10 protein-coding genes, 1 other RNA gene and 4 pseudogenes are annotated in these 11,250 nt (G+C 39.8%); 2 read left to right on the top strand and 13 right to left on the bottom strand.

Annotated elements, in window-relative coordinates; genetic code table 11:
• The 3 genes and pseudogenes from HT701_RS02895 to HT701_RS11400 all read right to left on the bottom strand — a co-directional run.
• Window positions 1-337: helix-turn-helix domain-containing protein (locus HT701_RS02895; RefSeq protein ID WP_172929773.1), on the bottom strand; the 337-nt coding region annotated here is incomplete at its 3' end.
• Between the two features lie 39 nt (window positions 338-376).
• Window positions 377-775: pseudogene (locus tag HT701_RS02900) on the bottom strand (helix-turn-helix domain-containing protein); the annotation flags it as partial.
• Window positions 776-1,070: 295 nt separating this feature from the next.
• Window positions 1,071-2,041: pseudogene (locus HT701_RS11400) on the bottom strand (PD-(D/E)XK nuclease family transposase).
• A 112-nt stretch (window positions 2,042-2,153) separates the two neighbouring features.
• On the opposite strand from HT701_RS11400, the pseudogene HT701_RS02915 reads away from it, so the two are divergent.
• Window positions 2,154-3,001 (top strand): annotated as a pseudogene (locus tag HT701_RS02915) (IS630 family transposase).
• Between the two features lie 56 nt (window positions 3,002-3,057).
• On the opposite strand, the gene HT701_RS02920 reads toward HT701_RS02915, so the two are convergent.
• The 10 genes from HT701_RS02920 to comW all read right to left on the bottom strand — a co-directional run bounded on the left by HT701_RS02920 (window position 3,058) and on the right by comW (window position 10,523).
• Complete coding sequence (locus HT701_RS02920) at window positions 3,058-4,026, bottom strand: ribose-phosphate diphosphokinase (protein ID WP_000010164.1); 969 nt, start codon at window positions 4,024-4,026, stop codon at window positions 3,058-3,060.
• Between the two features lie 144 nt (window positions 4,027-4,170).
• Window positions 4,171-4,986, bottom strand: a complete 816-nt coding sequence (locus tag HT701_RS02925) for a PrsW family intramembrane metalloprotease (protein WP_050236577.1) — start codon at window positions 4,984-4,986, stop codon at window positions 4,171-4,173.
• A gap of 24 nt (window positions 4,987-5,010) precedes the next feature.
• Window positions 5,011-5,508 carry a carbonic anhydrase gene (locus HT701_RS02930; RefSeq protein WP_007285146.1) on the bottom strand — a complete coding sequence of 166 codons (498 nt, stop codon included), beginning with the start codon at window positions 5,506-5,508 and terminating at the stop codon, window positions 5,011-5,013.
• 72 nt (window positions 5,509-5,580) lie between these two features.
• Window positions 5,581-6,945 (bottom strand): DNA repair protein RadA, encoded by a 1,365-nt coding sequence (radA, locus tag HT701_RS02935; protein WP_162199288.1) that lies wholly within the window; start codon window positions 6,943-6,945, stop codon window positions 5,581-5,583.
• 10 nt (window positions 6,946-6,955) lie between these two features.
• Entirely contained in the window at window positions 6,956-7,513 is a 558-nt protein-coding gene (locus tag HT701_RS02940) for a histidine phosphatase family protein (protein ID WP_162199287.1), read from the bottom strand.
• Window positions 7,473-7,916 (bottom strand): dUTP diphosphatase, encoded by a 444-nt coding sequence (locus tag HT701_RS02945; protein ID WP_000701986.1) that lies wholly within the window; start codon window positions 7,914-7,916, stop codon window positions 7,473-7,475. Before HT701_RS02945 ends, HT701_RS02940 begins: the two co-directional genes overlap by 41 nt.
• Before the next feature lie 56 nt (window positions 7,917-7,972).
• Window positions 7,973-8,070, bottom strand: an RNA gene (gene ffs / locus HT701_RS02950) — signal recognition particle sRNA small type.
• Between the two features lie 32 nt (window positions 8,071-8,102).
• Window positions 8,103-8,570, bottom strand: a complete 468-nt coding sequence (gene tadA / locus HT701_RS02955; RefSeq protein WP_001110115.1) for a tRNA adenosine(34) deaminase TadA — start codon at window positions 8,568-8,570, stop codon at window positions 8,103-8,105.
• A gap of 199 nt (window positions 8,571-8,769) precedes the next feature.
• Entirely contained in the window at window positions 8,770-10,056 is a 1,287-nt protein-coding gene (locus tag HT701_RS02960) for an adenylosuccinate synthase (RefSeq protein WP_014017167.1), read from the bottom strand.
• Between the two features lie 230 nt (window positions 10,057-10,286).
• Window positions 10,287-10,523 carry a sigma(X)-activator ComW gene (gene comW, locus HT701_RS02965; protein WP_000939541.1) on the bottom strand — a complete coding sequence of 79 codons (237 nt, stop codon included), beginning with the start codon at window positions 10,521-10,523 and terminating at the stop codon, window positions 10,287-10,289.
• 272 nt (window positions 10,524-10,795) lie between these two features.
• Between comW and HT701_RS02970 the strand changes: the two are divergent.
• Window positions 10,796-11,250: pseudogene (locus HT701_RS02970) on the top strand (IS630 transposase-related protein); the annotation flags it as partial.

Below are 11,250 nucleotides of genomic sequence, written 5' to 3' on the forward strand. Positions count from 1 at the left end.
TATAAGCCTGAAATAAGGCATCAATTGTAACAAATTCTCCTGCCTCTGCAGCCTTCAAATGACGGGCAAGAAAGGCTTTCTCTTCCTCAATTGTCATATATGCATGGTTACGACCACCACGTGTTTCTTGAAGGAGAGAGTCGAGTCCGAACTCCTCATATTTTTTTACAGTTGGCCAAATCGTTGTTTGATTACAGTCTAAAAGCTCTATAATCTCTTTATAAGATTTACCCATCAGACGAAATAGAACGATTTGAAGGCGTTTATGATATTTAGCTGTACTAGAGTCTTTTAAAAGTGTTTTGATTGTTTGGATTTCTTCTTTAGTTGATTTCATATTACTATTATATAATGCTTTTTGATTTTAGTCTAGTATTAATCCCAATTTTCCATTATGAATACAATAGTAAATGGTTGAAATTCCCACGTTAACCCCTTTAGCCATAACCATCATTTCAGGAGAAAACTTTTGATTATGATAGTGGAGAATCTTTTCCTTTAGTTCTTTGGTTAAGCTTGATTTCTTGACCGAGCGCCTGCGATTGTTTTCATAAGACTGTTGAGCACAGTCGGTAGAATAAACCTCTTTGAAGCGCCCTTTTCCAAGACATTGTCAGACTGTCTCACGCTTGATTTCAGTGTGGATAGTTTGAGGAGCTTTTCCAAGCAAAGAGGCAATTTCTCTATTTGATTTTCCTTCTTTTGTTTGGCTTTTGTAGTATAATTGTCTTGCATCTCTGTGCCTTTCTTGTGTTTGTGGTTGAACAACAAGTATAACACAGAGGTGTTTTCTTATGCCTAGAAGAGCTTTCATTTTTTTCAAAAAAGGTTGAAAAAACACCTTTGTGAGATGAAATACCCTTCAAATACCGTATCTCCCAAGTGAAAATCTCACAAATTTCTTAAACTTTGAGTCAAACTTCACATATCTAATCCATATCGATAGTTGGACAGAACTCACTTCTATGGTATTATCCTATCCCCCTTCCAAATGTCAAGCAAAAATGACAAGTATTTTAGAAATAACTCGCCATTTCATTAACTTTCTACTATATTAAAAAAATGTGACCTCATAGCAAGGACTCAAACTCAGCGACGCTCATACCCAGCTGATGGCTGGCAACCTCGGAAGTCAGAAGTCCTTGGCGAACCATATCCAGAAAGGCAAAAAGTTTCCCACGTTCCAAGCCTTCTTCTCGCCCTTGTTCAATCCCTTCAGCTCGTCCACGTTCAAGACCACGCTCCAGTCCCTGTTCAATCCCCTCTGCACGACCACGCTCTAAGTCTTTTTCCTCCGCTTGTTCCAATGCATAGTCATGAGCGAGTAAGGCTTGTTCTTCACGCATACGTAGTTGACTAAACATTTTCCTGTCCTCCTCGGACCAGCTCTTGTAATCTAGCAGTTGGTCTGCTTGGCTGATGGCTCGCTCGGGGCGCTGGGTAAAGGGTTTATTCCCGAAAAACTCCAACCATGGCTTGCGAACGCTATCCTTGCTGGTTTCTCTGTATTTTTTAATTCCAAGAATACCATCTTGACTAGATGGTTTTCCTGTCCATTGTTTGTGATGGTTAAGACTTCACCTGTCGTTCCCTCTCGCATACTAAAGCTATGAAAAGCTTAATCATCCTGAAAGTAATTACTATCCACAATAGCTATTGCGTATACTGATGCGATGTGTTTATAACTTTGGTGAGCGTTTCCTTCTTATTGGCGAATTTTTTCTAGATTTTGATTGACCTGACTGCACAAGTAAGCCTACAGGAGATTGATGAAAAAATTCTGATGATGAACTTGAATTTCAATGATTACTTGGGTTCCATTATCCAACTCCACCAAGACATCAATACTGGTATAGAAATCTTGTGCTTAATAGGGCAGAGAAGGCAAGACGTGAATATTACTTCCCTCCAAAATGGTCACATTTTTGGCTGGTAAATCCAACATATCGCGGATAAATTGACAAGTGATTTCTGGATTGCTAAAGATTTTCTTAGCGTCCAAATCATTGGTTGAGCTAATGCCCGGATGTCTGAGAATCATTCTTTCTCTCCTTTCATTATAGCACATTTTTAAATCTAGGTTTGCTAGATTCACTGCTTCTATCTATAGTAAAATGAACCAAAAACAGTACACAATGTTGTATAATCTTCTTATGGCATATTCAATAGATTTTCGTAAAAAAGTTCTCGGCTATTGTGAGCGAACAGGTAGTATAACAAAAGCATCACAGGTTTTCCAAATCTCACGTAATACCATTTATGGCTGGTTAAGGCTAAAAGAGGGAACAGAAGAGCTAAACCATCAAGTAAAAGGAACAAAACCAAGAAAAGTTGATAAAGATAGACTTAAAAACTATCTTACTGACAATCCAGACGCTTATTTGACTGAAATAGCTTCTGAATTTGGCTGTCATCCAACTACTATCCACTATGCGCTCAAATTTATGGGGTACACTCGAAAAAAAGAACCACACCTACTATGAACAAGACCCAGAAAAAGTATCCTTATTTCTTAAGAATTTTAATAGTTTAAAGCACTTAGCACCTGTTTATATTGATGAAACAGGATTCGATACTTACTTTTATCGAGAATATGGTTGCTCATCAAAAGGTCAGTTAATAGGAGGTAAAGTCTCTGGAAGAAGATATCAGGGGATTTCTTTGGTTGCAGGGCTAACAAATGGTGAGTTAATCGCTCCAATAACTTACCAAGAAACAATGACGAGCGACTTTTTTGAAGCTTGGTTTCAGAAATTTCTCTTACCGACATTAAATACACCCTCAGTTATTATTATGGATAATGCAAGATTCCAATAGAATAGCTAGAATAGAATTCTTGTGTGAAGAGTTTGGGCATAAACTTTTACCCCTTCCTCCCTACTCACCTGAGTACAATCCTATTGAGAAGACATGGGCTCATATCAAAAAGCATCTCAAAAAGGTATTACCAAGTTGCAATACCTTTTACGAGGCTCTTTTGTCTTGTTCTTGTTTCAATTGACTATATTTATTCGGAAAAAAGACGAAAAAACCTGAGAACCATCTCAGGCTTGGTCATTAAATTTTTTTCTCAATACCGAAAAGTGGAGAAAGTGGTCGTTTTTCATGAATACGTACGATAGCATCCCCTAGAAGATGAGCGATTGAAATCTGCTCAATCTTATCAATCAAACGCTCTTCTGGCAGATAGATAGTATCCAAAACAACCAATTTCTTAATAGCTGATTTTTGGATATTGTCCGTAGCAGGACCAGAAAGAACTGGGTGCGTACAGCTTGCATAGACTTCAACAGCACCAGCTTCCGCAAGAGCATCTGCCGCATGACAAATCGTTCCAGCAGTATCAATCATATCATCAATCAAGATACAAGTCTTGCCTTCAACCTTACCGATGATGTTCATAACTTCACTAGTATTCATCTTATCAACGCTACGACGTTTATCAATAATAGCGATAGATGTTTTCAAAAATTCTGCCAACTTACGAGCACGAGTCACCCCTCCATGGTCCGGGCTGACAACCACATAGTCAGAACCAACCATACCACGACGCTCAAAATAATCTGCAATCAGAGGAGCGCCCATCAAATGATCCACAGGAATATCAAAGAATCCTTGAATTTGCGCAGCATGCAAGTCGATGGTCAATAAACGATCCACTCCAGCTACTTCAAGCATATTTGCGACAAGTTTTGAAGTGATTGGCTCACGCGCTCTCGCCTTTCTATCCTGACGTGCATACCCATAGTAAGGCATGACAACATTGACAGATTCTGCACTCGCACGCTTCAAAGCATCCACCATAATCAAAATTTCAAGCAGATTGTCATTTACAGGCGAGCTAGTTGATTGTAGGATAAAGACGTGTTTCCCTCGGATTGATTCTTCGATGTTGACCTGAATCTCTCCATCTGAAAATTGGCGAACACTTGATTTCCCCAACTCTATCCCAATCTCCTGCGCCACACGTTCTGCCAATTCTTTATTAGAAGAAAGGGCAAACAGCTTTAAATCAGAAAAAGACATGATTTCCTCCGGTATATATGTATCGCTTGTGCTTTTCACAAGATTTTCCATCTACCATTGTAGCGCTTTTTGCACTATTTTTCAATCAAAAATAAAAGAAGGGCACCATATTTGTACCCTTGCATCATTCTTTTGAAAAATATTCTAGGTCATCAACTCATTGTGTTTCTCAACAAAGCAATAAGCATGATAAAAACCATAGAGAGCAATAGCCGTAACCACTGGAATCACTAAAGGCAACTCTGTCTCCAATTCAACAAAAGGAGAGTTAAACAAGAAGTGAGTTCCCAAGGCTAAACCTAGAAAAATAAGACCCTGTTTCTTGCCAACCTTCTGCCCTTTATAGGCTCTGTAAAGCAAGTAAACACCTACTACAGCTAGATCTGAAAAAGTCCAGTGAGAGGCAATTCCTGAGATGATACGCTCTAAAATTCGCGAAATAGTAAAGTCAAAGCCCTCTGGCAAATCCGTACGAATATAACCAATATCCTCAATCATTTGGAATCCCAAACCGGAAGCAATTCCAAGTAAAAACAAAGATTTTAATTTTCGCACAGGAATCAAAGCCAAAACAAAAACAAGTGTCAATAATTTCAAGGGTTCTTCTACCAAAGGAGCCACAATAGCACTTTCAAAGGCATTTAAAAATGGACTATCTGGGAAAAGCATACCCAGCAAATCATGGATATAGGTATTCGCAAAGCTAGATAACCAGCCTGAAAGGAACATCCCACCCAATAAAGACAAAATCAAGGCGTTCTTTGGGAATTCCCATTTTTTCCCAATACGGAAGAGAAAATAAAGAGCCGGAATCATGTAAAAGAGAGCTAGAAAGATAGAAACTCCCATTAGTCCATATTCCGCACCTGACCTCGAACCGTCCGTATAGTAGATGGTTTCATACTGTAAACCAATACATAGCAATAAAATAAAAATAAATAAAATACTGCTTTTCTTCATACACTTTCTTTCTAAATGAAGTATTTATAATTCTACGACTGTCATACTTCCTGTATCAACATTGTAAATGGCACCAAAGATAGTGACATCGTCTGGTATTAGGGGAGACTCGATAAGCAGTTGCATATCCTCGCGTACACTCTCTTCTATATCTTGGAAGGGCAAGAAGTCCTGGTCTGACACATCTACACCTAATTCCTCTTTTAAATACTCCTGAAAAGGTTCATTTTCAAAGGTCTGAGCACCACAGTCTGTATGGTGCAATACCACAATCTCTCTTGTCCCCATTTGTTGCTGGGAAATAACTAGCGAACGAATCATGTCTTCAGTCACTCGACCACCTGCATTCCGCAAGATATGAGCATCCCCAAGTGCCAAGCCCAGAGCTTGTGCAACGTGCAGACGAGAGTCCATACAGGTCACAATAGCTACTCTTGTTTTGGGTTTAAGTGGCAGATTTAACTGCCCATGTAAGGCAACATAAGCCTGATTAGCTTGCATAAACTGTTCAAAATACGACACGATTCCCTCCTTGAAAATTTGATAGTCAAATATTTCTCCTATCTTATCATTTTTAAGAGAATTTGTCACGGATTATGCAAAGACCTTTTTCAAAACTTCCTGAATCGTTGTCACGCCAATGACCTGAATTTCCTTAGGCAGAGTGATTCCTGTCAAGGAATTCTTAGGTACATAAATCTTAGTAAAGCCCAGTTTAGCAGCTTCGTTGATGCGTTGCTCAATACGATTCACGCGCCGAATCTCTCCTGTCAAACCAAGTTCTCCTACAAAACATTCCTGAGGATTAGTTGGCTTGTCTTTATAGCTCGAAGCAATAGCAACTGCAACAGCCAAGTCAATGGCAGGTTCATCCAATTTAACACCACCAGCAGATTTGAGATAGGCATCCTGATTTTGCAAGAGAAGCCCTGCACGCTTTTCTAAAACAGCCATAATCAAGCTAGCACGGTTAAAATCAAGGCCTGTCGTCGTACGCTTGGCATTTCCAAACATGGTCGGTGTCACCAAAGCCTGAACCTCCGCCAAAATCGGACGCGTCCCTTCCATGGTCACAACGATTGACGAACCAGTCGCTCCATCCAAACGCTCTTCTAGGAAAACTTGACTCGGATTAAGAACCTCAACCAAGCCACCTGACTGCATCTCAAAAATCCCAATCTCATTAGTGGAGCCAAAACGGTTTTTGACCGCTCTCAAAATACGAAAGGTATGGTGACGCTCCCCTTCAAAGTAAAGTACCGTATCCACCATATGCTCCAACATACGAGGCCCAGCTAATGTTCCTTCCTTGGTCACATGACCTACGATAAAGATGGCAATGTTATTGGTTTTAGCCAGCTGCATAAGTTCAGCCGTCACCTCACGCACCTGAGAAACAGAGCCCTGCACCCCTGAAATCTCAGGAGACATAATAGTCTGGATGGAGTCAATAATGAGAAAGTCTGGTTGGATACGCTCCACCTCAGCACGAACACTCTGCATATTGGTCTCTGCATAAAGATAAAACTCACTATCAATATCACCCAAGCGCTCTGCTCGTAGCTTGATTTGCTGAGCAGACTCCTCCCCACTGACGTAGAGAACAGTCCCCACTTGGGACAACTGGGTTGAGACTTGTAGGAGAAGGGTTGATTTCCCAATTCCAGGATCCCCACCTATGAGGACGAGACTTCCTGGTACCACTCCGCCTCCAAGTACACGGTTGAATTCCTCCATCTCTGTCTTGGTTCGATTGACATTGATGGAGGTCACTTCAGCCAGTTTCATGGGCTTGGTTTTCTCACCTGTTAAAGACACACGCGCATTTTTGACCTCGACAACCTCAACCTCTTCTACAAAAGAAGACCAAGACCCACAGTTGGGGCAACGCCCCAGATATTTAGGTGAATTATACCCACAATTTTGACATACAAATGTCGCTTTTTTCTTTGCGATGATAAACCTCTTTCTATATCTCTAATTCACACTCAACCACTTGGCAAAAATCAATCTTCTCATTTGGCACAAACTGGCGCATGAGCATTCGATGAGCAACAACTACCACAGTCTGATATTCTCGATACTTAGCCATACATGCTAGAAAACGAGACTTCATCTCCGCAGCTGTCTCATATCGAATAGGACTATTAGAAAGTAACTCCCCCTTATTTTCTAGAAACATAGTGCGAGCTTTTTCAAAATTATCTGTGCCACTTTCATAGACCTGCCATTCATGTAATAATGGCTCCACTCTCAAAGGAAGTCCCGTAGCACAAACCACATAAGAAGCCGTTTCTAAAGCTCTTGTGACTGCAGAAGATACGATTATTTCAGCTGAAAAGAGTAAAGGATTGGTGCTCAGTTCCTGAGCTTGCTGCCGTCCCTTCTCAGATAAGGGCGCCAAATCTATCCCAAATCCCGTATAAGAACGCTCCTCTAACTCACGATAATCTGGCTCCCCGTGACGTACAAAGATAATCTTCATTCTAGTGCCCTGTTGAACCAAATCCACCAGTTCGAACGCCATCAGCCGCATCGCCATCTGCAATTAAGAAAGGAGCAAAGACAGCCTGAACAATACGTTCTCCAACTTCAAGAACAACCTCTTGGTCTGTGATATTCTTCATCTGCGCAAAAATATGCCCCTCGTTTCCAGGATTTCCATAATAATCCCCATCAATAACGCCAACTGAATTAATTAAAACCAAGCCCTTCTTACGAGGGTTTGAAGAACGATCATATAGGTAGAGAACCTCTGTCGGTTGCATATAAGCCTTAACCCCTGTCGGAACCAATACAATCTCTCCTGGCGCAATAACCGTACGCACAGCAACCTTTAAGTCGTAACCAGCCGCATGAGCTGTCTCACGCTTGGGCAATAAATTCTCATCTGTAAAACTAGAAACCAATTCAAAACCACGAATTTTCATCATCTTCTCTTTTCTATTATCATTTATTCTAGATTATTCTATCTTATTTATTCGGAAAAAGCACGAAAAAAAGAGCACACAATTCAAATCGCTTAGGGCTGCTGGATTCCTCCCCTGACCCGCTTCACGCAGAACTGTTGCTCCACTATTTATTATATCACATTCCTATTCATTTTAAAAGCAAAATTATTTTTTCCGTCTATTTCTAAAAAAGTCCTGCATGATAGCTGCGCAGTCATCTTCCAAAATTCCTATTTCAACCTCTACACGATGGTTAAGACGCTCATCTGTCAAGATATCGTACAAACTTCCAGCAGCGCCAAATTTCTGGTTTTTAGCCCCATAGACCACGTTTGGAATACGGGCAAGCCCAATCGCCCCACTACACATGACACACGGCTCAATGGTCACAAAAAGTGTGCAGTCCAGCAAGCGCCAGCTCTCCTCACTCAAGTTCGCATCCTCTATGGCCATAATCTCCGCATGCATAACCGCTCGCTGCAGTTCCTCACGCGCATTATGCCCACGGCCAATGATTTCTCCGTCCTTGACAATCACACAACCAATTGGAATTTCATCGTGTTCAAGAGCAATCTCAGACTCTCTCAAAGCTTCCCTCATAAAGACTTCTTTTTCTTCAACTGTATAATTCATCAATTTCCCTTTTACTACTTATCGATTTTATTATTATATCATGAATCCCAAGACAAAAAAAGCCACCAAATGCGGTGACTTTATAGGGAGATTATTATGAAAAAGAAAAGTTTAGGATATTCGTTACAACAAGTTAGGAGGTCTTCTTGTAACTGTCTATAGTATACCCGACCTATCTTAAACAAATCTTAAAAATCTCTTAGGACCAAACACTTTCTAAAATATTTGTTTGTTCACGACCAGGACCCACTGAGAAAGTAGAAATACGAACGCCAACCAATTCACTCACACGACGAACATAGTTACGCGCATTCTCAGGAAGATACTCCAAATTACGAACTCCAGTAATATCTTCTGACCAACCTGGCAACTCTTCATAGATAGGTTTGCAACGCTTCAATTGCTCAAGACTAGCTGGATAGTAGTCAATACGTTGACCATCAAGATCATAGGCCACACAGATTTTCACAGTATCTAAACCACTCAAAACATCGATAGAGTTCAATGAAAGATTAGTAATACCAGAAACACGACGACTATGGCGCATCACAACTGAGTCAAACCATCCCACACGACGTGGACGACCAGTTGTTGTACCATATTCATGACCTACTTCACGGATACGTTCTCCCACTTCATCAAACAACTCAGTTGGGAAAGGACCGTCTCCTACACGACTCGTATAGGCTTTACATACACCTACAACCTTGTCAATCTTGCTTGGACCGACACCAGAACCAATTGTCACACCACCAGCCACAGGGTTTGAAGAAGTAACAAATGGATAGGTCCCTTGGTCAATATCTAGCATAACACCTTGTGCACCTTCAAAAAGCACACGTTTACCATTATCAAGCGCATCATTCAAAATGACGGACGTGTCTGTCACATATTTCTTGATTTGTTGACCATATTCGTAATATTCTTCAAAAATATCATCGAAGACGATAGCTTTACTATCATACAATTTTTCAAAAAGACGATTCTTTTCAGCAAGGTTACGTTCTAAACGCTCACGGAAAATGTCTTTATCCAAAAGATCGGCGATACGAATTCCCACACGAGCAGCCTTGTCCATATAAGCTGGACCAATTCCCTTGATTGTAGTCCCAATCTTATTGTCGCCCTTAGCTTCTTCTTGCAAACGATCTAACTCGATATGATAAGGCAAAATGACATGCGCGCGATCAGAAATACGCAAGTTATCAGTTGTAACACCTTCCTCATGAAGATAGCTCAACTCTTTTACAAGAGATTTAGGATTTACAACCATACCATTCCCAATAACAGAGATTTTTTCAGGGAAGAAAATCCCAGATGGAATCAAGTGCAATTTAAACTTCTTACCATCAATCACAATCGTGTGACCTGCATTATCACCACCTTGGTAACGTGCAATCACTTCTGCATTCGCTGAAAGGAAGTCTGTAATCTTCCCTTTACCTTCATCACCCCATTGGGTACCTACAACAACAACTGAAGTCATAATCTTGTCTGAGCCCTCAGGCTCTTCCTTTCTCACATACATGGCAGGACTCTCACCTGCAATTATATCTTACAATTTATTATAAGAAAAAATCGCCTTTTTATCAAGAAGAAACAATAGAAAGATTTGCTATTTCCAACTATTAAAAAATGATTTAGAAAAATAAGCAGCTATTTATTATTATCTTTCCATAAAAAAGTAAATTTGTTCGGAAATTAACTCAGACTATCTCAACAAGAAATAAAACCTTGTTTCATTATCATCTTTTCAAGATACAAACGATAAGCAACACGATAATGGTAAACGATAAAATCCCTACGACACCCAATACCATATCTCACTAAATAATAAATTAAAAATTTAAAATGAAAATGTTCCCAGTCAAAATTATCACCAAATACAGTACCATACTCTTCTTCAATATTTCTATAAAAATCCGCCATCTGCTCATAAATTTTTTGTAACATGATCAAATACTCCTTTTCTTTTTTATGAACTTATTCTAACAAAAAATTTTAATTAATCATTAATAATTCCTGAATTGTACAAATACCAACCTCAATAAGATAAAAAATAGGAAAAGTTGACAGAATAGGAACAAATTTACTACCTAAATTAGACTATTATAGACCTTATTAACTGCGTTAAATACTAAAAGAGAGTTGAGGTAAAAATCTTAAAATAAGAAAAACGCATAGTATAGTTGCTTAGTTTCAAACAAGCATGCTATAATAAAGCTATGGCATATAGTACAGATTTTAAACAGCGAGCATTAGATTACATCAAAGAGGGGCACAGCCATGTCGAGGCAGCCAAGGTTTTTGATGTTGGCGTCAGAACTCTCTTCACGTGGGAAAAGAACTTACGTGAACAAGGACACTTAGAGAGGAAAAAGCGAGTCGTCAAAAACCGAAAGATTCCTTTAGAGGAATTGAAATCCTTTGTAGAGGCTTATCCAGATGCTTTTTTACGGGAAATTGCGGCACATTTTGATTGTGCTGTCCCTTCAGTATGGGCAGCTTTAAAGCAGATGAAGGTCACTTCAAAAAAAGATGACGAGCTTTAAGGAACAAGACCCAGAGAAAGTATCTGAGTTTCTTGATATTTTGGATAACCTAAACGATTTACCAATCGTATATATTGATGAAACAGGAATCGACCGCTACCTCTATCGTCCTTATGCAGGGGCTCCTA

The sequence above is a fragment of the Streptococcus sp. 10824 genome (assembly GCF_013276595.1).
In the GTDB taxonomy this organism is placed as follows: Bacteria; Bacillota; Bacilli; order Lactobacillales; family Streptococcaceae; genus Streptococcus; species Streptococcus pseudopneumoniae.

What these genes read in the sequence shown, in the direction of transcription:
- HT701_RS02920 (WP_000010164.1), bottom strand. Translation starts at nt 4,026, where the DNA reads ATGTCTTTTTCTGATTTAAAGCTGTTTGCCCTTTCTTCTAATAAAGAA.
- HT701_RS02925 (WP_050236577.1), bottom strand. Translation starts at nt 4,986, where the DNA reads ATGAAGAAAAGCAGTATTTTATTTATTTTTATTTTATTGCTATGTATT.
- HT701_RS02940 (WP_162199287.1), bottom strand. Translation starts at nt 7,513, where the DNA reads ATGGCGTTCGAACTGGTGGATTTGGTTCAACAGGGCACTAGAATGAAG.
- HT701_RS02945 (WP_000701986.1), bottom strand. Translation starts at nt 7,916, where the DNA reads ATGAAAATTCGTGGTTTTGAATTGGTTTCTAGTTTTACAGATGAGAAT.
- tadA (WP_001110115.1), bottom strand. Translation starts at nt 8,570, where the DNA reads ATGAATTATACAGTTGAAGAAAAAGAAGTCTTTATGAGGGAAGCTTTG.
- HT701_RS02960 (WP_014017167.1), bottom strand. Translation starts at nt 10,056, where the DNA reads ATGACTTCAGTTGTTGTTGTAGGTACCCAATGGGGTGATGAAGGTAAA.
- comW (WP_000939541.1), bottom strand. Translation starts at nt 10,523, where the DNA reads ATGTTACAAAAAATTTATGAGCAGATGGCGGATTTTTATAGAAATATT.